The organism is Streptomyces sp. bgisy159, assembly GCF_965341775.1.
Lineage (GTDB): Bacteria > Actinomycetota > Actinomycetes > Streptomycetales > Streptomycetaceae > Streptomyces.
Window position 1 is genome coordinate 1 of the sequence record NZ_CBDQZH010000052.1, and the last position, 25523, is coordinate 25523.

The 25523-nt window shown below is 71.6% G+C and carries 18 protein-coding genes and 1 pseudogene; 3 read left to right on the top strand and 16 right to left on the bottom strand.

Translation table 11 applies throughout. The annotated features are described in order from the left end of the window. Positions 1 to 248 precede the first annotated feature (248 nt). From ACSLTV_RS31810 to ACSLTV_RS31820, 3 genes and pseudogenes are all read right to left on the bottom strand, one after another. Complete coding sequence (locus ACSLTV_RS31810; RefSeq protein ID WP_432159206.1) at positions 249 to 1010, bottom strand: SDR family oxidoreductase; 762 nt, start codon at positions 1008 to 1010, stop codon at positions 249 to 251. Positions 1011 to 1327: 317 nt separating this feature from the next. Continuing rightward, the gene (locus tag ACSLTV_RS31815; RefSeq protein ID WP_432159207.1) at positions 1328 to 1597 is read right to left on the bottom strand and encodes a Tn3 family transposase; all 270 of its coding nucleotides are present in this window, start codon (positions 1595 to 1597) and stop codon (positions 1328 to 1330) included. Positions 1598 to 1674: 77 nt separating this feature from the next. Next, a pseudogene (locus tag ACSLTV_RS31820) lies at positions 1675 to 2626 on the bottom strand (transposase); the annotation flags it as partial. Positions 2627 to 3058: 432 nt separating this feature from the next. Between ACSLTV_RS31820 and ACSLTV_RS31825 the strand changes: the two are divergent. After that, positions 3059 to 4690, top strand: coding sequence for an IS1182 family transposase (locus tag ACSLTV_RS31825; protein WP_435613357.1), 1632 nt, complete (start codon positions 3059 to 3061; stop codon positions 4688 to 4690). Positions 4691 to 5322: 632 nt separating this feature from the next. Here ACSLTV_RS31825 and ACSLTV_RS31830 read toward each other — a convergent pair. The 5 genes from ACSLTV_RS31830 to ACSLTV_RS31850 form a co-directional block, all read right to left on the bottom strand. Continuing rightward, positions 5323 to 6324, bottom strand: a complete 1002-nt coding sequence (locus tag ACSLTV_RS31830) for a helix-turn-helix domain-containing protein (protein ID WP_435613358.1) — start codon at positions 6322 to 6324, stop codon at positions 5323 to 5325. A 231-nt stretch (positions 6325 to 6555) separates the two neighbouring features. Then, entirely contained in the window at positions 6556 to 8604 is a 2049-nt protein-coding gene (locus ACSLTV_RS31835; RefSeq protein ID WP_435613359.1) for a phenylalanine--tRNA ligase subunit beta, read from the bottom strand. A gap of 9 nt (positions 8605 to 8613) precedes the next feature. Then, positions 8614 to 9687, bottom strand: a complete 1074-nt coding sequence (locus ACSLTV_RS31840) for a phenylalanine--tRNA ligase subunit alpha (protein WP_435613360.1) — start codon at positions 9685 to 9687, stop codon at positions 8614 to 8616. A gap of 256 nt (positions 9688 to 9943) precedes the next feature. Then, on the bottom strand, positions 9944 to 13021 hold the full coding sequence (locus ACSLTV_RS31845) for a condensation domain-containing protein (RefSeq protein WP_435613361.1): 3078 nt from the start codon (positions 13019 to 13021) through the stop codon (positions 9944 to 9946). Then, entirely contained in the window at positions 13018 to 13758 is a 741-nt protein-coding gene (locus tag ACSLTV_RS31850) for a hypothetical protein (RefSeq protein WP_435613362.1), read from the bottom strand. Before ACSLTV_RS31850 ends, ACSLTV_RS31845 begins: the two co-directional genes overlap by 4 nt. 243 nt (positions 13759 to 14001) lie before the next feature. On the opposite strand from ACSLTV_RS31850, the gene ACSLTV_RS31855 reads away from it, so the two are divergent. Together ACSLTV_RS31855 and ectB are read left to right on the top strand one after the other, a co-directional pair. Continuing rightward, positions 14002 to 14991 carry an AMP-binding protein gene (locus ACSLTV_RS31855; protein ID WP_435613363.1) on the top strand — a complete coding sequence of 330 codons (990 nt, stop codon included), beginning with the start codon at positions 14002 to 14004 and terminating at the stop codon, positions 14989 to 14991. A gap of 18 nt (positions 14992 to 15009) precedes the next feature. Then, positions 15010 to 16284 (top strand): diaminobutyrate--2-oxoglutarate transaminase, encoded by a 1275-nt coding sequence (ectB, locus tag ACSLTV_RS31860; RefSeq protein ID WP_435613364.1) that lies wholly within the window; start codon positions 15010 to 15012, stop codon positions 16282 to 16284. An 82-nt stretch (positions 16285 to 16366) separates the two neighbouring features. Here ectB and ACSLTV_RS31865 read toward each other — a convergent pair whose 3' ends face one another. The 8 genes from ACSLTV_RS31865 to ACSLTV_RS31900 form a co-directional block, all read right to left on the bottom strand. Then, positions 16367 to 19171, bottom strand: a complete 2805-nt coding sequence (locus ACSLTV_RS31865; RefSeq protein ID WP_435613365.1) for an AAA family ATPase — start codon at positions 19169 to 19171, stop codon at positions 16367 to 16369. Positions 19172 to 19219: 48 nt separating this feature from the next. After that, on the bottom strand, positions 19220 to 20194 hold the full coding sequence (locus tag ACSLTV_RS31870; RefSeq protein WP_435613366.1) for an ornithine carbamoyltransferase: 975 nt from the start codon (positions 20192 to 20194) through the stop codon (positions 19220 to 19222). A 25-nt stretch (positions 20195 to 20219) separates the two neighbouring features. Continuing rightward, positions 20220 to 21167: a diiron oxygenase gene (locus tag ACSLTV_RS31875; RefSeq protein ID WP_435613367.1), complete on the bottom strand. Its 948-nt coding sequence runs from the start codon at positions 21165 to 21167 to the stop codon at positions 20220 to 20222. A 34-nt stretch (positions 21168 to 21201) separates the two neighbouring features. Next, positions 21202 to 21354, bottom strand: coding sequence for a hypothetical protein (locus ACSLTV_RS31880; protein ID WP_435613368.1), 153 nt, complete (start codon positions 21352 to 21354; stop codon positions 21202 to 21204). A gap of 202 nt (positions 21355 to 21556) precedes the next feature. Beyond that, complete coding sequence (locus ACSLTV_RS31885; RefSeq protein WP_435613369.1) at positions 21557 to 22840, bottom strand: MFS transporter; 1284 nt, start codon at positions 22838 to 22840, stop codon at positions 21557 to 21559. Continuing rightward, the gene (locus ACSLTV_RS31890) at positions 22837 to 24144 is read right to left on the bottom strand and encodes an ATP-grasp domain-containing protein (protein ID WP_435613370.1); all 1308 of its coding nucleotides are present in this window, start codon (positions 24142 to 24144) and stop codon (positions 22837 to 22839) included. The genes ACSLTV_RS31885 and ACSLTV_RS31890 overlap by 4 nt, the downstream gene beginning before the upstream one ends. Further along, positions 24141 to 24398 (bottom strand): acyl carrier protein, encoded by a 258-nt coding sequence (locus tag ACSLTV_RS31895; RefSeq protein WP_435613371.1) that lies wholly within the window; start codon positions 24396 to 24398, stop codon positions 24141 to 24143. The genes ACSLTV_RS31890 and ACSLTV_RS31895 overlap by 4 nt, the downstream gene beginning before the upstream one ends. Continuing rightward, positions 24395 to 25522 (bottom strand): branched-chain amino acid aminotransferase, encoded by a 1128-nt coding sequence (locus tag ACSLTV_RS31900; RefSeq protein ID WP_435613372.1) that lies wholly within the window; start codon positions 25520 to 25522, stop codon positions 24395 to 24397. The genes ACSLTV_RS31895 and ACSLTV_RS31900 overlap by 4 nt, the downstream gene beginning before the upstream one ends. Between the last annotated feature and the right edge of the window lies 1 nt (position 25523).

Sequence of the window (25523 nt, forward strand, 5' to 3'; positions counted from 1 at the left end):
TTCCCCTGTGGCCCCCCCCCCCCCACACCCACTGGTCAGCGCCCCAGGGCGACTCCGCCGCCCGCCGTGGGGCGGGCAAATCGAAGGTGCCAGAGACTTGGTGACCTTGGAACGAATCTTTTGCGCGTCAGGAGGCAGGGATGGCGGTCACCAGACCGCCGCCGACGGTGCCGCTGTCCTGTGGCTCGGTGACGATGGCCGAGCGGGACATGCCCCCATGGCGGCTCTGGTGGGTGACTGGGGAAATGTCAGGCCTGGCGGGTCGGCAGGACGATCGACTGGCGCAGGTTGACGTGCTGGCGACGGCTGACGGTGTACGCGATGAGGTCGGCGATGTCCTCGGCGACGAGGGCTGGGATCGCCGTGAACATACCGCCGAGCTGCTCGCGCAGTTCCGGGTTGTCGATGTGCTCACCGAGTTCGGTGTCGGTCAGGCCCGGCTCGATGGTGCTGACCCGGACGTCGCGCGGGCCCAGCTCGGTGCGCAGTGCTGCGGACAGCTGGGTGAGGGCGGCCTTGGTGGCCCCGTACACGGCGTAGTCGGGGAAGGGAACATGGGAGGCGATGGAGGAGACGTTGACAAGGTCGGCGGTGCGGCCGTCGGCGGCGGCTGCGGTGAGGTCGGGGGTGAACGCGCGGATGACGCGCAGGGCGCCGGTGAGGTTGGTGTCGATCATGCGGGTCCACTCGTCAAGCCGGCCCTCGGCGAGGGGGTTGGGAAGCATCACGCCGGCGTTGTTGACCACCAGGTCGACCCGGCCGTAGGCATCGTGGACGGCCTTGGCGGCGGCGTCGACGGAGGCCTGGTCGGTGACGTCGGCGGTGACGGCCAGGGCTTGGCCCCCGGCGGCGGTGAGTTCGGCGGCCAGCGCGTCCAACCGATCGGTGCGCCGGGCGAACAGGGCGACGCGGGCGCCACCCGCTGCGAGCAGGCGGGCGGTGGCCGCGCCCATGCCACTGGCCGCTCCAGTGACGACGGCGGTACGGGCGGCGAGGGCGGGATAGCTCATGGGGTGCTCCTGGGTCTGCTACGCGGGCCGGTCCCGGTGGACCGGCCCGGCGGGTCGGTGCGGTAGGGCGGATGCGGACCACTCTGCGCCCGGCCGGGACGGCCAACTAGGGCCTGCCTTTCCCTGGGAGAGCCAGTACCCCCCTGGGCCGGGCGGCCGGGTCTGCGCTGCGGGCTGGAGAACGCGGGCTTGGAGATGGCGGGCAGCCGCTCGGCGACCGTATCGACCAGCTCGCTATGGCGGCCGGGTACGACGCGGCGGCCTGGTTGCACATCGCAGACCGGCACGAGCAGCCCAGCGCGCGGGGGCGGCGTCGCTCACGCCTCCGTACGTTCCTCGGCCGACTTCCCATCGCCCGCAGTGCGGGGGCCTGGCACCGCAGCCACTGCGAGATTGAGGCGAGCGTCCATGTCGAGGTTGACCTCTCCGTAGGGGCGGACATGGGACCAGAACAGCGGGGCCAGGCCGCGCCGGTCGGCCGGTGTCAGAAGGTCGGCCCACTCCGGCTCGCCGAGGATGTCCTGGAGCATGAGGGTGTTCACGTAGACCAGAGCGGACTGGAGGATCCGCAGGCAGAGGACGAACATTTCCTGCTCGTCGCGCCGGTTCGGGGACTGTAAATCGTTCGGGTCTGTTCCGTAGTCGGTGGTGACGGAGGGTGTCGTCAGCCCAGGAGGAACCGGTGGCGGAGGAGAGAGAAGCTCGCGCGACCGTACATCTGGCACTTGATCAGCTTGGTTTTGTTGTTGACGCCTTCGGTACCGCCGTTGTGGTGCGGCAGGGTGAGGGCGGCGTCGACTGCGGCGCGGTCCTTCTCGAGGCCCCGGGTGAAGGCATGCAGGTGGGGCAGGTCCTCGGCCTGGACCGAGGTGATCCAGGTGCTCAGCAGGGTGGCATTGCCGTCGGCGGGATCCAGCAGCACGGCGAAGTGGTGGATGAGGTCGGCCAGAGCGGTCATCTCGTGGCAGGCGGTGCCGGCGGCCTCGATGCGTTCCCGCTGGTGGTCCTTGAGCCGGTCGGGTCGGGTGAGCAGCTAGCGGGCGAGGCGCCGGGGCGAGAGTGCGGGCCGGTCGGCCTCGACTCGGCCCTGGTTGATGTAGCGGACGAGCAGGTTCGAGCTGCCGGTGTAGCCCAGTTCCCTGATCTCCTGGAGGAGATGGGTGACGGGGACGGCTGGGTTCTCCAGCCGGCGTCGGCGCAGGTGATCGCGGTAGGGATCCACGAGGGTGGGCCGGTACTTGGGGGCGCGGATGAGGCGCTCGGGCTCGGCGACGCGGTCGTAGCGCTTGACGGTGTTGAGAGCCAGGTTCAGGCACGCGCGCACTCAAGAAGTCCGACTCCGCGCTCGCGCAGGGCGTGGACCTGCTGCCAGCGCTCGCGGGTAGTGGCCGGCCTGTCTCCCCTCGGCCGGGGGCGGGCCCGATTTCGCCCAGCAGGTGCTGTGCGCGGCGACCTCCTTGCGGACGGCCTCGGCGTAGGTGGCCGATCCGTCCCGGCACACGGCCTCGATGCCCGCGCAGCCAGGCTTCCAGAGTGGCGGCTTCGCGGCCGGGCAGTACCTCGATTCGCTCACCAGTCTCGGCGTTGATGATGATCGTGGCGTAGCTGTGCCGGCGGGGCACCGACGGAATGCGCTGGTCAGCAGCTCCCCGCGTGCAACGGAGATCGTTTCCCGGGAAGAGATTGATCGTTTCCCACCGTGCAGGTCCCACGGGCTCCCGGTCAGATCAGGCAGGTGGCCTGTCCTCTCAGATCTCCTCAATCAATGCCGACAGACTCTTCGTCACATTGGAGGTAAGCAGTGTTGTCTTTCTGATCTTGAGAGCTTCTGATCATGGACAGAGTTTGGATCGAACCGCAGTGGCAAGAGTTCGGCATCGGCCCCCTGGCTGCCTCGGAGGCCATTGAGCGACTCTGTCGGTGATCTTGAGATTCCCCGGCGCGATGGCGTGATCATCAGGCAGGCTCGGCTCGGTTTCGAAGGTCGGACGTCTTCGTGAGGTGAGTTGGTGTCGCTGCGTGCTCGTCCGGGTGGGCAAGTTCCGTCGTTGACCGCGCAGGTGGCGCGGGCGAGTAACCCGAACGGGACGACCGCGATGTGGGTCCGTGACAGGCTGGACGGGTTGTGGCGTGATGAGGACTTTGCCGCCTGGTACTCGCGCAACGGGCGGCCGGGATTGTCCCCGGCCCAGCTCGCCACGGTGAGCGTGCTGCAGTTCCTGCTGAACCTCTCGGACCGGCAGGCGGCCGAGGCGGTGCGGTGTCGCATCGACGTGAAGTACGCCCTCGCGCTGGAACTGGACGATCCGGGCTTTCACCACAGCGTGCTGTCCGACTTCCGGGACCGGCTCGCCGAGAACGGCCGCGCTGACGCCCTGTTCGATCTCGCGCTGGCACGGCTGAAGGATGCGGGCCTGGTCAAGGCCCGTGGGCGGCAGCGCACCGACTCCACCTGCCTGCTGGCCTCGGTGCGTGAGCTGACCCGTCTGGAGCTGGTGCTGGAGGCGGTCCGCGCCGCGCTGGAGGAGACCGCCCGCACCAACCCGCAACTGCTGGACGGTCTGGTGGACGAGGACTGGGCCCTGCGTTACGGCCGACAGGTCCGCCTGGTCAGCCAGCCCAGCCGGCCGGCCACGCGGCTCAAGCAGGCCGGCGCCGATGCCTTCCGGCTCCTGGACCACGCCCGGGGCGCGGGGACCACTCCGGGCCCCGCTGTGGAGGCACTCCGCCAGATCACGATGCAGAACTTCCTCGTTGACGCTCACGGCAGGCCATGCCCGCGGGCTGAGAAGGACGGGCTCCCGCCCGCCCGCTTACGCATCGAGTCGCCGTACGGCCTGCAGGCACGCTGGGTGCGCCGCGGCCACCGACGCTGGACCGGCTACCTCGCCCACGTCACCGAGACCTGCGACGACAGGGGCGTCAACGTGATCACGGACGTGGCCACGACCGTCCCGACCGCGGACAGCACCGCCTTGCCCGGCATCCGCACCCGGCTCGAACGGCGCCACCTGCTACCCGCACAACACCTGGTCGACGGCGGCTACACCTCCGTCGCGCTGATGGACACCGCCGCCCGCACCCACCGCATCGAGGTCATCGGTCCCGTCGCGCCCGACAACTCCTGGCAGAGCAAGGCCGGCACCGGCTTCACCCGCGAGGACTTCGCTGTCGACTTCGACCGTCGTCAGGTCACCTGTCCCGGCGGAAAGACCAGCGGAAACTGGACTGAACCGCCCTCCCAAGCGCCCTATACCCTCGTGGCGTTCGACGCCCGGCACTGCAGCCCGTGTCCCCACCGCAGCGGGTGCACCCGCTCAACCGATCCACGCAAGGGACGAACCGTACACTTCCTCCCTCGTCGCCTCCACGACCTCCAGGCCCAGAACCGCGCCGACCAGCAAGATCCGCAATGGCGGCGCCTCTACGCCTCCCGCTCCGGCGTCGAGGGCACGGCCAATGTGCTGGCCAACGCCCATCAGATGCGCCGCTGCCGCTACCGGGGCACAGCCAAAGCGCACATCCAGCACGTGCTGACCGCGATCTCTGTCAACATCGCACGCCTCAGCACGCAGGAGCCAGACGACTCCACCTACCGGCCCCGACCGCCGACAGCATTCCAGCAGTACCTCGACGCCCAGGAACTGCCCCGCCCCCGCTGGTGGCGCCAAGGACAGTGACCAAGGAAAACCAAGATCACCGAAAGAGTCGCTCATTCGCCGCTTGGCGGGCGGCTACTGCGCGGTTGCGTGTGAGCCTGCAACGACCGACCGGGACTTCGGAACGACAAGGCGGGCTACGCCAAGGCTCAAGCCAAGATCGCCAAGGCGTGGGAAGCGGTGGCTTTGAGCCTTTCACCAGGGGCGTGTACCTGCTGGACCTACCCTGCGCCATGCCTCCGACTCCCGGGAGAGGTGGCAGAAGCGGTTCGGCCGGTGAAGGGCCTGAGGTGCGGGAGGCTTCAGCGCACCCGCGGTCTGGCCCGTTGAGGCCGCCGCCACATCTCTGACCAGGGATCGGCCGCCCGCAGCTTGGGAGTTGTACACCTGCCAGCCCGCTTGTCGACCTTCTGCCGTTCGGGGCCGCCGTACTCCAGGGGCTGCCCTGCTTGTCGTCGGTCTCGGGGCTGATGTGCTCAGTGCATGGGTGTCGTCGGCGCGTTCGACGATGGCGAGGTTGGCTGAAGCTTGTCGGTTGCCCAGGCCCACTCGGCACCGTCCGTTCACGGGTGATGAGGGACTCACCACGCCCTGATCACTGGACCAAGACTCCTGTTCGGCCAGCCAAGCCCCATGCTCGGAGGGATGCCATCTCACCCATGTGAACCACTGATCCACCCCCGCCTGGTCGCGTGAACAGCGAGTTCGAAGCGGCTGCGGGCACTGACGCGGCCCATCAGGTCAGCGGTAATGCGGCGGGCAGTGCGGACCGAGACGCCGAGACGGCGGGCGACGGTCTCGTCCGTGTGCCCGTCGGCCAGCAGATCGAGCAGGGCCCGCTCCTGGGCGGCGAGATCGTCGTCGGCCTTCGGGACCCTGTGGTCCACGGTCAGCGGACGAGATTCCTGCCACAGGAGGTCGAAGAGCTGACACATGGCGACGAGGACGGCGGAGCCCTTGACCACCAGGGCGCCGCTTCCCGAGGCGTCCGCGTTGAGCGGGGCGACCGCGACCTCCCGGTCGAAGATGAGCATGCGCGAGGGAACAGTGGCTCGGGTGCGAACCTCCGCTCCCAGATCGGTCAGCCATTGCGCGTACTCAACAGATTCCCGGTCGTTTCGGAGACTGTCGAGGTAGATCGTTTTGAAATTGACGCCGCGCTCCAGAAGCATCTGGTTCAAGGGTCGTCCGGCGGAACGATTTTGCGCCGTCTGCGCACCGTCTGGCGCACAGGACAGTACCTCGCTACGGCAGTCATACGAAAGCTGCTCGATCCGTGCGCGTATGGCCTCGATGCCGATGAGGCGCTCCACATCGCCGTTTTCCTTGGCTCTGACGGACTGCACGAAATCCTCTTCGAGTCGCGCCGCGAGAACCTTGCTCGCCGCCAGGTCGCTCTGAAGCCGCATCAGGTCGACTTCTTTGCGCGCGATCAGCGCTGCCAGTCCCAGCTGAGGGCTTATGGGCTGATATGCCCCGGAAGACTCCCATGAGGGCCGAACCAGTTGCTGCTCGGCCAATTCGGCGAGAAATTTTCGCACTTCTTCAGGAGACCACCCCAGTTCACCGGCGAGCTCATCCACACCGGCACTGGGCTTGCGCAGCATCTCCTGATAGACTTTGAGCTGCCGCTCCTCCAGCCCCAGGACGTCCACAAAGCACCCCCATGTCTGCCTTGTCACGCGAACCCGGGTCGGTCGAGGCCCCAGGTTCGAACAGATTCAACATTGACGTCCGGGGGAGTTGCAAGACTGCCCCGTCTTCGACGGCAGGATGGCCGAAACACGCTTGAGGAGTGCGGTGACTCCGCGCGGGACGCGGACCAGCAGAGAGTCGGTCTTTCTCCCCTGCCGGTCCGCGGACCCGTGCACCAACAACGTGTCCGCTCAGCGCAGACGTGCCCCGAATTCCCGGTGCAGTGCTTCGACCACGTCTGCGCGCACGGTGCCGATGGACTCCGAGGTCAACGTCGTCGTCCGGGACCGGAGCGTCACCCGGAGGGTGAGCGACCGGTGCCCCTCGGGCACCCACCCGTCACGGAACTCACCGATATAGGAAACGGCAGAGATCGCCTCGTCGACTTCCCTGACGGACTTCTCGATCCGTTCCCAGGCCACCTCGTCGGCGACCACCACCGATAGATCGAAATCCGCATCGGGCAGCTCGGGGATCGACCGGAAGGTGTTGTGGCGCGACGCGTGCCGGTGCAGCGGCCCGAGATCGAGTTCGAGGCAGGCCACCTGCACCCCGTCGATCCCCGCCGCCCGCCGGATGCGGGGCGGCAGGAGCGCGAGCGTGCCCACGGGGGTCTCGTCCGACCTGACGGCCAGCCGCGCGGTGCCGTCCGCCCACGCCGCGTCGCCCCCGCGCGCCCAGCCCACCCGGTCGAGGTGGGCATGGCGGACGATCAGCTCCAGGACGCCCTTGGCCCGCCGGAAGAGGACCGGTCCGTCCTCGCCCACGAGGGCGAGGACGAGCGCCTTGCCCATCCGCGGAAGCGGTTCGTACCGTCCCTGGTACGGCTGGAGCGGACCGGCCGCGAAGACGGTGCCGATCTCGAACACCCCGAACTCCGGGGTGTGACGCAGGTTGGTGGCGACGGCCTCCAACAGGCCGGGGACGAGCGAGGGGCGCAGCGCGCCGCGGTCGGGCGCTGGCCCGCCCTCGAACCGGACCAACCGGTCCACCGGGAAGCCGACGGCGGCCATCAGCTGCTCCGGGGGCCAGGGGTAGGTGATGACCTCCTGCAACCCGGACCGGTGGGCCAGCACTTCCCGGATCACGCGGTCCACCGGCGCGCGGTTCAGCGACCGCACGGGGTGCAGGGTCACGCTGGTCCGCGTCCTGGGGAGCCGGTCGTACCCGTGGATCCGCGCCACCTCTTCGAGGACGTCGTGGGCCAGGGTGATGTCGCCGGTCGAGCGCCAGGTCGGTGCCGTGACCCGGAGCGTCGTGTCGTCGATCTCCGCGTCGAAGCCCAGAGCGGTCAGCATGCGGTGCAGCTCGGATGTCTCCAGGGCCTCGCCGATACGGCTGTCGAGGAACTCCCGGGTGAGCTGCACCCGCGCCCGCTCCGTGGGCTCCACGGTCACATCCTGCATCCCCGTGATGCCGGCGCCGGGCACGACCTCCCGGAGCAGGTGCAGGAAGAGGTCGACGGCTTGGTCCACACGCTGGGTGTCGAGCCCCTTCTCGTACCGTGCCGACGCCTCGGTCCGCAGGCCCAGGCGCTGCGTGGCCGCCCGCACCGGTCCGGGCAGGAACGTGGCGGCCTCCAGGAGGAAGCGGCGGCCGGCCGCGTCCACCGCGGTGGCCTCGCTGCCCATCACGCCGGCGACGGCCACGGGCGTCGCGTCGTCCCGGACGACCGGGGTGGCCTCGGTGAGCTGGGCCTTGTGGCCGTTGAGTAGTTCCAGGGCGGTGCCCGCCTCGGCGCATCCCACCGACAGCGGCGGGGCGAGGCGGTCACGGTCATAGACGTGGGTGGGCTGGCCGACCGTGAACATCACGTAGTTGCTCAGATCGACCAACAGCCCGTTCGTGCTCTCGCCGATGCGGCGGAGCCGGTCCTGGACGTACCGCGGTGTGCCGGCCACCTGGTCGACGGTGAACTCCACGGTGGTGAAGCGCCGGCACAGCGCCGGGTCCAGCGTGCCGATCAGGCCGTCGACCGCCCCCGGCCGCGCGGCGGCTGGTAAGGTCCGCAGCGGCAGGCCGTAGATGACCGCGAACTCCCGCGCGATGCCGTAGTGCCCCCACAGGTCCGGCCGGTTGGTGAGCGACTTGTTGTCGATCTCCAGGACGACGTCGCCCTCGACCTCGACGACGTTCTCCACCTCGACCGTCTTCAGGGTGAGGTCGTGGGCGAGCTGCGCGGGGCTCCTGTCGGCGGGGAGGTCGACGAAGTCGGAGAGCCACTCGAGCGATACCTTCATCGTGCCCTCCTAGGCGAACTGGCTCAGGAACCGCAGGTCGGCGCTGTGCATCAGCCGGACGTCGTCGATGCCGTAGCGCATCATGACGAGCCGGTCCAGACCGACGTTGACGTAGAAGCCGGTCCAGCGGTCCGGGTCGAGGCCGCCCGCGCGCAGCACGTTGGGGTGCGGCATGCCGCCGGGCATGATCTCCAGCCAGCCGACTTGGCCGCAGGTGCGGCAGCCCTGCCCGGCGCACACCTGGCACTCCATGTCGATCTCGAAGCCAGGCTCCACGAAGGGGAAGAAGCCCGTCCTCATGCGGGTGCGGACGGGCCGCCCGAAGACGGTGTCCAGGATCGTGTCGACGAGGAACTTGCCGGCCGTCATCGGCATGTTCTCGTCCACCAGCAGCACTTCGTACTGGAAGAACGCGCGCTCGTGCCGGGCGTCCGTGCTCTCGTTCCGGTAGACCCGGCCCGGATATACGAACCGGAACGGCGGCTCGTGCTCACGCATGTACCGCACGCTCGCCCCGGTGAGGTGCGGACGCAGGCACAGGCGCTCCGCCCCCTGGCGTTCCTCGGTGCCGCCGAGCCAGAAGGTGTCCATGCTCTCCCTGGCCGGGTGACCGGCGGGGAAGTTCATGTGGTCGAACTCGTACAGCTCGGAACTGATCTCTGGGCCTTCGTAGACGTCGAAGTTGAGCGCGGCGAACGCGTCGTTGAGGTCGTACATCAGCTGCACGGTCGGATGCATGCCGCCCGTGCCGGGGCCGGGCCGCAGGCCGGGGAGCGTGACGTCGAACGGCGCGGACAGGGCGGGTTCCGCGTCGAGCAGCTCCCGCTCCCGCGTGTCCAGGGTGGCCGTGAGCAGTTCATGCGCCTCGTGCAGGGCCGCACCGATCACCTTGCGGTCCTCGGGTGCCAGGGCGCCAATGCCGCGCCGGAGCCGGAGCAGGGAACCAGACTTGCCCAGCACGTCGCGCCGGACGTCCGCAACGTCGGCCGGTGCCGAGGCGCCGCTGATGTCGGCGAGCGCCCTTTCCCTGATCTCCTCCACCTCACGCAGCAGAGATGCCGGATCGCGGGTGCGATCGGTCATGAAAGTCTCACTCTCTGGAAGTCATGGCCCGTCCACCGGGCAGGGCTTGGGTCGGCGCACCGTGGAGAAGGGGGGAGAGTGCCCCCGGGGCTGCCCTACGGTGCTTGCCGCTGGCGCCGGGGAAGGACTGCTAGCTCGACGCGTCGTGGCACCCGGCAACCCCGGGGCACATAAATCGGAACGCGGAGACCTTCATGGGCCGCAAGTGTGCCAGCCGCACCGCGAGCAGGCAAACGGACCGGCGGCCCGGCAGGTCTCAAATGGCTTGATCCCGCCCCGCCTTGCCGGTGAGCACGGAGGCGACGCGGGCCAGCGCCGGGGGGCTCGCCAGCTGCTCGTGGACCGCGTCGACGGTGTGCTGCTCGATCACGCCCGTGACGTACGGCCGCCACAGCTCGGCCGAGCCGGCGGCCACGGGCCGTCCCCGCCCGGCGTCGAAGGCCAGCACGTCTCCCGCGTACGTGCCCGGGGTGTGGTGGCGCATCAGCCGCACATGGTGGGCCGACGCCTTCATCAGGGCCGCAACGGCCTCCTCATCCAGCTCGGCGAGCGGGCTGCCCACGGTGCGGGCGGCGTGCAGCACCTGGCCCGGCGTCGTCCCGCCCTCCGGCAGCAGGGCGGGGTCCAGGCCCAGCCCTTCGGCGAACAGCCGGTGCTCATTGGCCGGGGTGGGCGCCGCGTCGTCGGCGGCCCGGGGGAAGGAGTCCAGCAGGGCCAGCAGCTCCACCCGTTCCCCGCGTTCCTGGAGTAGGCAGGCCACGGCGTGGGCCACGACGCCGCCGAACGACCAGCCCAGGAGCCGGTAGGGGCCCGTGCCCTGCACCCGCTGGAGCAGGCCGAGATAGTGCTCGGCCATGGTCGCCACGGAACCGGGTGCCGCGCCGGGGTCCGTGAGAACGGCGGCCTGCACGCCGTAGAGCGGCTGGTCGGGGCCGAGGAGGCGCGCGAGTCCGGTGTAGCACCAGCTGAGGCCGCTGCCGGGGTGGAAGCAGAACAGCGGGGTCGGACCGCCCTCGCGGCGGATCGCCATCAGCGTGTCGAGGCCGGCGGTCGAGGAGCTGCGCGTGCCGTCCTCCGAGGGGGCGGCCCAGGCCAGCATCCCGGCCACCGTCGGTGCCTCGTAGAGCCGGCGGACGGTCAGGCGCAGCCCCGCTTCGCCGTTGACCCGGCCGACGATCCGGGCGGCGGTCAGCGAGTCGCAGCCCAGGTCGAAGAGGTTGTCGTCGAGGCTGACGTCCGGGACGCCGAGGATGTCGCCGACGGCCGCGCACAGCGCCTTCTCCCGCGGGGTGCTCGGCGGCCGGCCAACCTGTGGAAGGGCGGCGTCGGGGGCTGGCAGGGCTTTGCGGTCCACCTTGCCGTGCACGGTGACCGGGAGGGCGTCCAGCCGCACGAACACCTGCGGCACCATGTAGTCGGGCAGCAGGGCGGCGAGGTGGCGCCGCAGCTCGGCGTCGCCGGGATCCTCGTCCGGCCGGGCGACGACGTAGGCGACCAGCCTGCGGCGGCCCGGCGTGTCCTCCCGGGCGAGGACGACGGCGCCGGTCACCGACGGGTGGGCGGCGAGAGCGGCCTCGATCTCCGCCAGCTCGATCCGGTATCCCCGGATCTTGACCTGGTGATCGGCCCGGCCCAGGTACTCCAGTTGCCCGTCGGCCCGCCAGCGGGCCAGGTCGCCCGTGCGGTACATGCGGGTGCCGGGCGCACCATACGGGTCGGGCCGGAAGGCGGCGGCCGTCATGGTCGGCCGGTTGAGGTAGCCGCGGGCGATCCCGGCACCGGCCAGGTACAGCTCGCCCATCACCTGCGCCGGCAGGAGTTCCCCGGCCGGGCCCAGGACGTAGGCCCGGTCACCGGGAACGGGCCTGCCGATGGGGGCGATGGCGCCCGGCGGCACCGGCGCGCGCTCGCGCGGGCTGTTGTTCCAGCGGTCCAGCAGGTCGCGGCGCTCCTCGTCCCCGACGACGTCGACGTCCCCGACCGGCAGGTCGGGCCGACGGGCCATCTGCTCCAGCACCAGGGCCAGCCGGGCGAGCAGCCGATCGGCGCCCCCGGGCACGGCGGCGCCGGACCGGTACGTCAGGTCCAGGAGCAGCTCCTCACCGGGCACGGCCATGAGACTGACGGGGTAGTGCGTCGCGTCGTGGGCGTCGACGGTGCTCACGCGCAGCCCGTGGACGGGCGTCTCCTCGTCGGGGCCGCCGGGGTAGTTCTGGAAGACCAGCAGCGTGTCGAAGAGGTCCCCGGCCCCGGCGAGGCGCTGGATCTCGGCCAGTCCGAGGTGCTGGTGGTCCAGCAGGCGTGTCTGGGCGTCCCGCAGCCGCCCGAGCACCCGGGCGACGGATTCGTCGTGGCGCATGCGCACCCGGACGGGGACCGTGTTGATGAACAGGCCGACCATCCGCTCTGCACCGGGCAGCTCGGGGGGACGCCCGGAGACCACGGTGCCGAAGACGACGTCGTCCCGCCGGGTCAGACGCCCGAGCAGCAGGCCCCAGGCGCCCTGCACGACAGTGTTGAGGGTGAGCCCCTGCCCATGGGCGAGCCGCGTCAGGGCGGCGCTCGTCCCGGCGCTGAGGGTCCGCCGCAGCTTGCGGGGGGCACCGGTGGCCCGCCCGCCCGGCACGAGATACGTGGGGCCGTCGACGCCGTCCAGCGCCTGGCGCCAGTGCGCCCGGGCCGCCGCGTCGTCGCGGGACTTTAGCCACTTCAGATAGTCGCGGTAGGGCACGGCGGGCGGCAGACCGGCGTCCTCGGGCAGCCGTCCGCCCCGCACCGCCGTGCCGTAGAGCGTCATCAGGTCGTCGACGAGCAGCGGCAGGGACCAGCCGTCCAGCAGGATGTGGTGGCAGGTCAGCAGCAGCCGGTGCGCGTGGTCGCCGAGGCGGGCGAGGGCGAACCGCACCGCGGGAGGGCGGCGCAGGTTGAAGCGGGCGGTGCGCTGCTCTTCGGCCAGCCGGGCCAGTGCGGCGTCCTGGTCGTCCGCGCCGAGTCCGGACAGGTCGTGCTCGGTGCGGGGCACGCGGACCCGGGTGGGGATGACCTGGATCGGCTCGCCGGTGCGGCGGTGCCGGAAGGCGGCCCGCAGGGAGGAGTGCCTCTGGAGCAGGGCGTCCGCGGCGCGCCACAGCGCGGCCGCGTCCAACGGCCCGTCCAGCCGGAGCACGAGCTGGATCGCGTAGGAGTCCTGGTCCGCCTCGTCGAACTCGGCGTGGAACAGCAGGCCTTGCTGGAGCGGAGAGAGTCCCAGGACGTCCTCGATCCGGGGTCCGCCGGCCTGTGCGGCCGACGGGGCGGCGGCCCCGTGGGGGGTGGTGGTCGGGGGAGTCGTCATGACAGAGCCTTCTCGTCTCGTCGCACCCACACGGCCGAACTCCTGCCGAGTTCCGTGCCATCGTGGCGGAAGATCGCAGTCTCGCACCGGACGGCCCGGTCGGCGGACGGCACGCCGCGGGCCGTGAGGACCGTGGTCTCGCCCGCGCGCGGCAACGCGCGGACGCGTGCAGTCATCCGGCCGAGGACCATCGGCGTGGCCACCGGGTCGAACGTCCAGCCGCCCGGGCAGTCCAGCACCGCCCAGACCAGCTCGGGCCGGACCAGTCCGTCGTCGCCCGTGTGCTCGTCCCCGGGGGTCCAGGTGCACGCCGTGGTGCCGGCGCGGCCGGCTACCGGTCCTGGCGCCAGCCGCAGCCCGTGGTCGTCGTGCCGGGGGCCGCAGACGTAGCAGGTGTCGAAGGGGTGGCCGGCGCGGCCGGCGTAGCCCTGCTCGGCCCGGCGCGCCGTCGGCGGGTCGACGAAGCCGACGGGCTCCTGCGGTACGGCGCCGACCGCGGCCGAGGCGATGAGGTCGTCCCCGTCCCAGAAGGTGACGCGCCGTCCGGCGACGACCCTCAGGTCGGTCTCCAGCGGCGGCGGCGCGAGGAGCTGGACGACGACGTCCCCGGTGCCACCGCGCCCGCCGGTGCCGAGCACGGGGCGCGCCGCCTCGGCGAAGACACCGCAGGCGTAACCCCCGTTGGCGCTATCGGGAGGGCCGTTGTAACGCCGGCCGATGCGTACGTGAGTGGGCACGGTCCCTGGCTCCCTGGTCGGTGGAGAGGCGGACGGATCAGTCGCCATTCCCGCACCGCACCGAGGCGCGTCACAACCCCTACCACCCCCCTGCCCGCACCCCGGGAATCCGGAATGCGCAGGGGGCGAGGTCCCATTCTTCGCCGACGCGCGTTGTCCGCCGCGCAGGCCGTGTCTACGGTCGTCGGGCGAAAGGGTGTGTCGTTCTGAAGCAGTGCTTCCCGCAACAGAATTCGAGGCCGTATGAATGCCGAAAACGCTTCATGGGAAGGGCGCACGGCAGGCGCTCTCTTCCTGGCTCAGGCGGCGCGCCGGCCCGGCGCGGAAGCCGTTGTCGACGGAGAGGCCCGCCGCACGTACGGCGAACTGGCCCGGGACGTGGAGAAGCTGGCCGCCGATCTGGTGGCCCGCGGCGTCGGGCGGGAGGTGTCCGTCGGCGTCCTGCTGCCCCGCTCGTACGAACTGGTCGTCTCGATGCTGGCGGTGCTCGTCGCCGGCGGTGTCTACACGCCGCTGAACCCGGCGCTGCCGGACTCGCGGCTGAGCGCCCTGGCCGAGGACACCCTGCCGCCCGTGGTGCTCTCCCGTCACGCGCTGGACGACCGGCTGCCCGGCCTGACCGCCGCGCGGGGCGTGGCGCGCGTCGAGGTCCCGGCCCTGCTCGCGGACGCGTCCGCGCCGACGGCGGGATCCGCGGTCGCCGACCGGCACGCGTCGGCCGCCGCCGCGTACGTGATCCAGACGTCCGGTTCGACTGGCCGGCCCAAGAGCGTGCAGGTCGGGATGGCTTCCCTGATCAACACGCTGACCTGGTGCCGGGACGCATGCGGCATCCACGAGGACAGCCGGGTCCTGCAGGTGATCGCCTCCAGTTTCGACGCGTCGATCCGCAGCTATCTCACGCCCCTGCTCACCGGCGCCGCCCTGGTCCTCTTCCCCGAGGGCCCCTTCGACCCCGCCGCGCTGCTGGAGCACCTGGCCCGGGAGCGGATCTCCGTCTTCAACCCGGCCGTGCCCAGCCAGTTCCACCCGGTGGTGGAACTCGCCGCGGCGGAGGGCTTCCGGCATCTGGACGCGCTGCGCTGCCTGGCTCTGGGCGCCGAATCCCCGGACCTGACGGCCCTGCGCCCGTGGATCGACTCCGGGCACTTCCACGCCCGGATCCTGAACGTCTACGGCCCGACCGAGGCCGCGGACATCGCCTGCTACGCGGAACTCGTCACCACCCGCTGACCCCACGAAGGAGTTCCCATGGCCCCCCTCCACTCCGACACCACCGTCTTCGAGTCCGTCGAGTCCGAGGTGCGCAGTTACTGCCGCACCTGGCCGACCGTCTTCACCCGCGCCCAGGGCAGTCATATGTACGACGAGGACGGCAGGGCTTTTCTCGACTTCTTCGTGGGCGCCGGAACCCTGAATTACGGGCACAACAATCCGGTGCTGAAACGGGCTCTGCTCGACTACCTGACGCACGACGGCATCACGCACAGCCTGGACATGTACACGGAGGCGAAGCGGACGTTCCTGGAGTCGTTCCGGGACCTCATCCTGCGCCCGCGCGGCCTCACCTACAAGGTGATGTTCCCGGGGCCGTCGGGCACCAACGCGGTGGAGGCGGCGCTGAAGCTCGCGCGGAAGGCGACCGGCCGCGAGGCCGTGGTGTCGTTCACCCACGCCTTCCACGGGATGACGCTGGGCTCCATGTCGGTCAGTGGCGCCGCGGCCCGCAGCGAGAACCCCGGCATCCCGCGGCTGCCCTCGTACCACCTGCCCTTCGACCGTTACCTGGACGGTGACACGGGCGCCCCCGACGTCCGCTGGTTCCGGCAGCTGCTGGACGACAAGGGGTCCGGCTTCCCGCATCCGGCCGCCGTGATCGTCGAGGCCGTCCAGGGCGAGGGCGGCGTCAACGTGGCCCGCCCGGAGTGGCTGCGCGAGCTGAGCCGGATCTGCAAGCAGCACGACATGCTGCTGATCGTCGACGACATCCAGATGGGCTGCGGCCGGACGGGAACGTTCTTCTCCTTCGAGGAGTCCGGCATCGAACCGGACATCGTCACCCTCTCCAAGTCGCTGAGCGGGTACGGCCTTCCGCTGGCCGTCACCCTGCTGCGACCCGAACTCGACGTGTGGCGGCCCGGCGAGCACAACGGCACGTTCCGGGGCCCTAACCCGGCCTTCGTCACGGCCACAGCCGCCCTGCACACCTACTGGTCGGACAACCAGCTGGAGAAGCAGGTATTCACGCACGGCGACCAGACGGAGCTGGCGCTGCGCCGCATCAGCCACACCCGGGCTGGCGAGGGCGTCTCGGTGCGCGGACGCGGCCTGGTGTGGGGGCTGGCCTTCGACATGCCCGAGCATGCCGCCGAGGTCCGCCGCCGGTGCTTCGAGCAGGGCTTGGTCATCGAGACGGCGGGCCCGCGCGACGAGGTGGTTAAGCTGCTGCCCCCGCTCACCTGCACCGTCGACGAACTGGAGTGGGGGCTGGACGTGATCACCCGGGCGGTCGCCGAGACGGGGTGACCACCGCACCCGGCCATCAGGACCGGACGATCCGTACGGTACGGCGGTGCCGTACGGGCGGCCGGTGCGGCAGGTGCGCCGCTCAGGAGGCCAGGACCGCTGCGGCGTGGGGTCCGGCCGGGGAACCTGGCAGATGGGTCGGCAGCTCCTTGCGGCTGCGCACCCCGAGCTTGCGGTACACCCGGGTCAGATGCTGCTCGACCGTGCTGGCCGAGACGAAGAGCCGGGTGGCGATCTCCCGGTTGGTGTGCCCGCGGACGGCGAGCGCCGCCACCCGGATCTCGGACTCCGTGAGCACGGCCGCACCGTCCCCGTCGGCCGGATCCGCGGCCGGGTCGCCGGCCGGCAGAGCCCCCGGCCGCACCGACGGCACCGCCGGGGGCGCCGCGCCGTGCACCTCGGCCATGCGGCGGGCGCGCCGGGAGTAGGCGCGGGCGCGGGCCGAGTCGCCCAGCCGGTGACAGACCTCGCCCAAGTCCATGAGGACACCGATCGGCTCGTACTGGTCCCCGCAGGACTCCAGCACCTCCAGCGCCTCGGTCAGCAGCGGCAGCCGCCGCTCCAAGGGCGCCGCGGCGGCCCGCAGCCGCAGGGCACGGCCACGGTCGGCAGGGGCGCCGGCCGCCGTCGCGAGCTGCTCCGCGGTGAGCTTCGCCGCCTCCTCGGGGCGGCCCAGCAGGAACCAGCACTCGGCGGCGGCGGTGCGCCAGGGCACGACTCCGGGCACGTCGACGCCCCAGGCGCGCATCAGTTCGCCGCATCGGTGGAAGTCCGCCAGAGCGGCATGCGGGCGCCCCGCCGCGAGGTGGTGGCGGCCGCGGGCGTACAGGTACTGCAGGCCGTAACGGGTCTCGAACAGGGCCGCGGGGACCGGCCTCGCCAGCAGCTCGGCGGCCTCGTCGAGGTGGCCCGTGCGGACGGCCGTCAGCACGGCGACGCTTAGCGGCAGCCCGGACACCACTCCCCAGGAGGCCGGGGGCAGCGCGTCGAGGGCGGTGCCGCTGTGCTCCCGCGCCGCGTGCAGATCACCCAGGTGAAGGGCGGCCTCCGCCCGCACGGCGTGCAGGAGGGCCCGCCAGGCGGGGGCGAGGAGACGGGCCGGCCGGGGCAGCTGCAGGTCGCACCACTGGGCCGCCGCGCCGGCCCGGCCGGCGGCGACGAGCACGGTCAGGGCCGCGCAGGTCGTTGCGGTGGCGGTCAGGTCGCCGGACCAGGCGCAGCGTTCGGTGAGCACCTGCTCGGCCCGCGCGACGGCCTCGCCGGGACGGCCCCGGGTCAGCGCGTCGAGCAGGTGAGCGGTGGGGCGCAACCACAGCTCGGGGCCGGTCTGTGGAGGCGGGCTGGCGATGGCCCGCTCGGCGGCGGTCACGCCCGGGTGGGCCCAGGCGATCCATCGCGTGGTGTCGAGCAGTCCGGCGTTCACCGTGGGGTCGCCGCCGGCGCGGGCGCGCAGCGTGGCGAGCGCCCGGCGGGCCGCGTCGTGCCGGCCGTGCCACAGCGACTGATGGAGCAGGGCGCGGGTGTCGGGCACGCCGAGGTGCCCGTCCTCGGCGGCGCACACCAGGGCGTCGAGGTGGGCGCAGGAGCCAGCTGGGGACACCTCGAACTGCGCCGCGGCCAGCGCCGCCCGCACGGTCGCCCGCTCCCGCTCGTCGGCGCATCCCTCCAGCGCCAGTTCCAGGGTGGCGACCGCCCGCTGCCGCTCGGCGTCGCGCCGGTCCCGCTCGGCGGACTCCAGCAGCACAGGCACGGCCCACGGCTGCGGGGGCAGCCCGCAGGACAGCAGCAGCCGGGTCACCCGGGCGCCGTCCGCTCCGTGGTCGTGCAGCAGCTGCGCGGCCCGCAACCGCAGCGTCGCGCGCTCGCGCACCGGCAGCGCGGCCAGGATGCCCCGCCGGGCGGCGTCCCGGCGGAACACCCCGCCGGACAATAGGCCGGCGCCGGTCAGCAGGTCCAGGCACTGCGCGGCGGCATCGGCCTCCACGCCGACGAGTTGGGCGACCAGATCCGGGGAGGCGTCGTCACCGAGCACCGCCAGCGCCTGGGCGGTACGCCGCAGGCCGGGCGGGGAACCGCGGTGGATCAGGGACAGCACCGCCCGGACGTACGCTGAGTCGCCGTATCCGGCGGCGCCGCCCGCGCGGACGTCCTCGATCAGGGCCCGCAGCAGCAGCGGGTTGCCGCCCGCGTCGGCCAGATCCTCCGCCAAGCGGTCGGCTCCCCGCTGCCCGAGCGCGGCACGCGCCATCCGCAGCGCCCCCTCGTGCGACAGCGGGGCCACGCCCATGCTCTCGCAGTGCGGCTGGCCGAGCAGCTCCGCGCGGAAGGCGGTGCGCACGGACGGGGACTCCGGGCCCTCGGCGGGCAGCGCGCTGGCGGTGAGCACCATGGTGATCCGGGTCGAGCGCAGCCGGCGTACCAGGTAGAGCAGGCAGTGCAGGGACGGGGCGTCCGCCCAGTGGACGTCGTCGACGGCGATCACCACGGCCGTGCCCTCGGCGAGTTCCAGCAGCGGCAAGGTCAGTTCGCGCAGCGACCGGGCCAGTTCAGGGCCGACCGTGCCGAACCCGTCCGTGTCCTGCGGCGCCCGGGCGGCCGCCCGCTGGAGCGACCCGGCGGCCTGGGCGGCAAGCCCGTCGGGCAGCCGGACGCTGTGCAGCAGCTGCTCGAACACGCCGAACGGCAGGGAGTGCTCGGCTGCCGAGCAGGCCGCGTTCAGGACGAGGGCGCCGGCGCGGCCCGCGTCCTGCACGGCCCGGTGCAGCAGCTCCGTCTTCCCGGCCGACGGGGCGCCCTCGATCAGTGCGGCGCCGCCGGTGCCCACCGCACCGCGCCGGAACGACGCCTCCAGCCGGAGAAGTTGTTCGTCCCGTTCGACCAGGTACACCGGTTGATCCCCCCCAAGGTGCGCGCGGTGGTGAGCGGAGCGGGCCGGTCAGGCCACGGGCGCCTCGCGGTTGCCGAGCACGTACAACAGGGCCGCCGCCGCCGCGGACTCCTTGTGGTAGGCCTGGCTGCGGACCAGCGACAGGGGGCCGTCGATGACCTCGGAGGTGGCCTCCAGCTCCCGGATGGCTGGCAGGTCGTGCATGAAGAGGGCCTCCGTGCCGCCGCTGAAGCGGCGCATGGTGTCCGCCGTGACGGCAAACGGACGGAAGGCGTCCGCCCAGTCGTCCTCCTCGTAGGGCACGCCCATGGACTGCCAGCGCGTGGTGTACACGGCGTCCACCGGGTCGGGCGCGGCCGGGAGGCGGTCGTATTGGGTGATCGCGTCCCGGTCCGCCAGGGCGTTCAGCGCCTTGACCTCATCGTCGGTGAACCCGCGCCCGACCGGGCTGTAGACGTCGAGGGTGAGGCCCGGCGTCCTGGTCGCCAGCAGGGCCAGCGCCCGGGCGGTGTTGTTGACCAGCCCGAGGTAGGCGAGGCGCAGGCCGCGGCCGGAGGGGCCGCCGACGGGGCCGAAGTGGCCGCGCAGGGCGCACAGGTCGGCGATGGCCTGGGTGGGGTGCTCCTCGTAGCTGAGCGCGTTGACCGTGGCCGGCAGGGAACGCGCCAGCTCCTCCATCTCCTGCTGCGGGCCGTTGGTGCGGACGACCGCCGCGTCCAGGTAGTTGCCTAGGACCAGGCCGGTGTCGCCCCAGCTCTCGCCGGTGCCGACCTGGAGGTCGGCCGCGCCGAAGTGCAGGGTGTCGCAACCCAGAGTGCGGGCCGCGCTCCAGAACGAGGTCCGGGTGCGGGTGGAGGGCGCTGTGAAGAGCAGACCGACCTTGGCGCCGTCCAGCAGGCCGCGAAAGGGTGCGCGGGAGGTGCCGTAGGCGAACGCGACGTCGCCCAGCGCGGCGATGTCGCCCGCCGACAGGCCGGACAGGCTCAGCAGGGGCTGCCGGGGCGAAAACCTGGTGGCGTCCATGTGCTCTCTCCGATTCTTCTCGGTACTAGTGGGCGCTGGCTTGGGGGAAACCCGCGCGGGCAAACGCGTCCAGTCCGTCGGGGATGTCGAGCACGCCGCACTCCTCGAACAGCGCCACGGTCCGGGCGGAGGCGTGGACGATGCCGTTCAGCACGGACACACGGTCGTAGGACTCGTTGATGACGGTGGTGACGGTGTCGTCGCTGAGGCCGGCGTGCCGGAGCGCGGCACGGGCGGACCGGGTCGCCGGCTGCAGGGACTCCACGACGATCCCGGGCAGCAGCCGGGCGACGAGGCGGCGCTCGCTCGTGCTGAGCTGCCCCCACAGGTGCTTGAAGAACTCGGCGAAGTACGCGTGGTGCCGGCCCTCGTCGATGGCGTGGTCCTTGACGATGTCCCGGACCAGGGTGATCACACCGGTGTCCTTGGGCACATCGTTCAGCAGGGCCGTGATGAGCGTCTCGAAGACCACCACCTGGAGCAGCTGCACCAGTCGGCGATGGTCCGGGTGGGCGTCCGCGACGCCGTCGAGGCGGGCCAAGAAGGGCTGGAACTCGTAGTCCAGCGACTTGATGCCCGACCGGTGCTCCAGCTGGTCGACGGCGTCCATACTGTAGAGCGCGTGGTAGTTCTCGTCGACGCAGATCTTGAAGGCGTCCATGCGCAGGCGCCGGGAGAGTTCGAGCCCGCTCTTGTTGTCGGCGATGCGCTGGGTGGCCCGCAGGACCACCGAGACCTCGAACTCGGCGGTGAAGTTCAGCCACTGGTAGAGGTGCTGGGCCTCGACATAGCGCCTCAGCGGTGCTTCCTGGGCCGCGACCAGCGGGTGGTTCAGGTGCGGGATCAGGTGCTTGGGGAAGAAGTGCTTGAGAACGTCGCGGTCCTGCGGGGTGAGACGGCGGGGCGTGGCCCGCACTCCCGCCTTGTCGTACCAGTTCTCGAACACCTTCAGTTCGGCCATGGTGTACGTCATCGGTCAGCCACCCGGGGCGTCGGTCGCGGCACGGTCACTGCCAGCCGACGTCGCCGGCCGGACCGTCGCTGACCGCCACCCGGACATCGTGACCGACTGGCGTCTCCCCACCCGCCGCGAGCGGCAGCACGGCGGCGGCCACCAGGGCCGGGGCGATCCACCTGATGATCGTCTTCAGAACGGTCATGGCTCGTCCTTACCTTCATCGGAACAGGGGTCTGCTGCGGCATGACCGGACCGGACCCCCCGTGCCGGCCGGGCACGGAGGGGGCCGTCGGTCTCACAACAGAAACTTTGTTGGCTGTGAGGCGTGGAGAGAAGACGTAACCGCTGGCAGACAGGTGCGATGGCAAGGTGATGCCAGGTACCGGTCCGGCCCGTCAGGGGGCTCAGGCCGCCTGCTGTCCGGGCTTGCGCCACGGCACGCGACCACCGAGCGTGAGCCGTGTGCCCACGAACGAGGGCACCACCACCAGCGCGCCGAGCAGAATCCAGCCGGCGCCGTGCGGAACACCCAGCACCAGGCCGGTGACGAGCATCGGCCCGACGATCTCCTGGGTGTCCAGGCTCAGCCCGAACACCGCCTGGTACTCGGTCACCCGGGACTCGTCGGCGAGCATGTACGACAGCCCCCAGGCCCCGGCCGACTGGACCATCTCGCTCACCGTGAGCAGGACGACCGCCCCGGTCAGCAGGGCGTACTCGGTCACCCCGAACCCGCCTGCGGTGAAGCACAGCAGGGCACAGCCAGCGCCCATGGCGAGCGTGCCCCGCCACTGGGCCAGCGCCGCGCCCCCGGTCGTGTCGGTGCCGCGGGTCAGCCGGGTCTGCAGCAGCACCACCAGCACACAGTTGGTGACCGTGATCGCCGGCACCGTCCAGTGCGGCGCCCCCGTGCGCTGGATCAGCCACAGGGGCAGCCCGATGAACAGGGCCGAGTCGTGCAGGCAGCCGAAGAGGTTGGTGACCGTCGCGACGAGGAACGGCCGGTCCCGCAGGGCGGCGTACCCGCGCCGGGGCGGGGCGTCCGGCTCGGCCGCCGCCGCGGGCGGCAGTGTCATGGTGAGCACGGCGCACACCAGCAGTGCGGCCACGTCGACCAGCAGCAGCACCTTGTACGCCTGCTGAGTGCCCACGCCGATGGCCCAGGCGGCGCCCAGACTGCCCAGCGCGAACCCGCCGTTGAACGCCACGTAGGTGGCCGCGCGGACGCGTACCCGGGTCGCCGGGAAGATCACCGCGATCAGCCCGGACCGGACCGGCGACAGCAGCCGCTGCACGATCACCACGGCCCCGGTGACCACCACGAACCCGGCCAGGGAGACGGGCAGCAGGTAGCCGAGGAAGGCCAGCCCGCTCGCCAGGTGGAGCAGGGCAAGCAGGCGCCGCCGATCCAGCCGGTCCGCCGCCTTGCTGAACGGCAGGACGAAGACCATGGCGACCGCGCCGGCGGTGCTCAGCGCGACACTGATCTGCCCCGGGGTGCGGTGCAGCGACTCGGTGAAGAACAGCACCTGCGACGCGGTGAAGGCGCCGGCGCCGAAGGAACCGATCCCGAAGATGGCGAACAGCCTGCGCTTGGCCCGCCGTAGCCGGGGGTCGTTCTCCTCGGCCTCCATCGCCGCCTTGCGGCGCTCCTCCTGGTCGGCGTCAGTGCCGGTGTCGACGCTCATGCCCGCTCTCCCTTCAGTGCCGCGGCGCTCGGCAGCTCCCAGCCCGACAGCGTCACCTCACGCTCGACGCCGTCCTCCTCCCGGAGCCGCACGGTGAACCGCAGCAGATGGTGCACCCGTTCCAGCAGGCTGTACATGGCGTCGTGGTCGTCGGCCACCGCGTTGAGCATGTCCAACTCCTGGGTGCTGACCCCCGGCCGCATCGGCCGGCCCGGTGCCAGCAGCAGCCGGTGGTTGATCACGCCCGGCAGCTTCTTCAGCCGGTCGGTGCCCTCCACTCGCACCAGGCAGGTCGACGTGGGCGACGCGAGGTGGCTGAACTGGAAGGCGAGCCGGTCCTCGGGCGGCGGCGTGAACGGGGGGTTCTCCCCTAGCGCCAGGCACGCCGCGTGCATGACCAGGCTGGACCCGCCCGCGTGGGAGATCACCTCGTTGGTGTAGCCGCCCATGCGGCCGTTCACCTCGATGATCCGCGGCCCCCGCGCGGTCAGTTTGATCTCGGTGTGGGTCACTCCCCAGCGGAAGTCGAGCGCCTTCAGCGCCCGGTCGGCGAGATCCGTCACCTCGGCCCGGGCGGCGGCGTCGAGGTGGCTCGGGCAGAACTGCCCGGGCTCCCGGAACGGGGACACCAACCGGAGCTTGGACAGCGGCAGATGGACCGCCTTGCCGTCCGCGACGATGCTCTCCACCGAGCAGTAGTCGCCGTGGTGGCCCTGGTCAGTGCCGATGAGCATCTCTTCCAGGATCAGCTCCCGCTCGGGCGCACCGCCCTCCCCCGGGGTGAGCAGCTCCCGCACGAGCGCCGCACCAGCCGCCGCGTCGGTCACCGGGAAGGTGTTGCGGCTCGCGGAACCCACCGTGGGCTTGACGACCGCGGGCAGCCCCACGGTCGCCACGGCCCGCTCCCAGTCCCGAGGGTGCCGCAGCAGCGCGCAGCGGACCGCGTCGACGCCGTGCTCGGCCAGCGTGGTGCGCTGCACGAACTTGTCGGTGAGGGCGACCGCGGTCTGCGGCGACTGCCCGGGCAGGCCGTGCCGCACGGCGAGGTCCGCCGCCGTGCGCACGAGGCTGTCGGAATACGTCACCACCCCGTCGATCCCGGACATGTCCGGGCCGGGGCCGTCGGGGTCGTAGAACACCGGCGGGAGCATCTGCGACAGCATCGCGATGCCGGGGTCGTCCCGCAGCGGCCGCGGCACTGCGACGACGAGGTCGGCCACCGGCCTGAGGGTGCGCATCAGCTCCACGGGGCCCAGGGCCCCGGGCGCGTACAGCACCTTGAGGACCTTGCGCCGGCCCGTCACGCCGCCCTCACCCTCTCGTGCACGGCACCGGCGAACTCGCCGAGGGTGGGGTGGTCGAAGATGTCCCGCATGGACAGCTCCACTCCGTAGTGCTCGTTGAGCCGGCTGACCAGCTGCAGCACGGCGAGGCTGTGGCCGCCCTCCTCGAAGAAGTCGGAATCCGGCCCGACGTCGGTGAGCAGCACCTCCTTCCAGATGCCGGCGACCACGTCGAGCACCTCGGCCATGTTCTGGGTTCCTTCCGCTGTCGTCATACGTAGTGCATCCATTTCTGGGGATCGGGGGCCAGCCCTCGTTCAATTCCGGAGAGCAGGTCCGAGAGCATTCCGGCCACCAGTCCGGGCCGGCCGTCACCGACGCTGAACTCGTCGCGGGCCGTGCGGACCGTGCCCACGGAGGTGACCTGTGCGGCGGTGCCGCAGGCGAAGACCTCGCTGATCCGGCCGCTGCGGCAGCCCTCGCGCCACTCGTCGACGGCGATGCGCCGTTCCTCGACGTCCAGGCCCAGTCCGGGCGCCGCCCGCAGCAGGGTGTCGCGGGTGACGCCGGGCAGGATCGTCCCGGACAGGGGCGGCGTCACCAGCTTCCTGGCAGGGCCGTCCCGCTCGACGAAGAAGACGTTCATGCCGCCGAGTTCCTCCACCCAGCGGCGCTCCTGCGAGTCCAGCCAGACCACCTGGTCGCAGCCGTGCTCGCCGGCCTGGGCCTGCGCCGCGTACGAGGCCGCGTAGTTGCCGGCGTACTTGGCCGCCCCGGTGCCGCCGGGGGCCGCCCGGGTGTGGTCCTCGCTCACCCACACGGTGATCGGGCGGGGTTCGCCGAAGAAGCCCTCGGTGACGAAGGCGATCAGCAGGAACCGGAACTCGTCGGCGGGGCGCAGGGCCAGCCCGGTCTCGGAGGCGAACATCAGCGGGCGCAGGTAGAGGCTGCGGTGGGGCTCGCCGGGGACCCATGCCTCGTCGGCCGTGACCAGTTCCTCCACGGCGCGGACGAAGGTCTCCTCGGGCAGTTCCGGCATGAGCAGCCGGGCCGCCGAGCGGCGGAAGCGTTCGGCGTGCGCATGCGGACGGAACACGGCCGTGCGGCCGTCCGCGGTCCGGTAGGCCTTGAGCCCCTCGAAGACGGCCTGCCCGTAGTGCAGGCCGACGGTCGCCGGGTCCAGGGCGAGCGTCGCGTACGGCTCCACCCGGCCGTCGTGCCAGCCCTCCTGGCGGGTCCACCGCAGGGTGACCATGTGCTCGGTGAAGGCGGTGCCGAAGGACGCGTCCGCGGACCGCGCGGCCCGCTCCTGCGCGGTGGCACGCCGGGTGCTGAGCCGCCGGGTGAAGACGGCCGGTGCGGCATGCGTGGCCTCCGTGGCCGAGTCAGTGGTGATCATG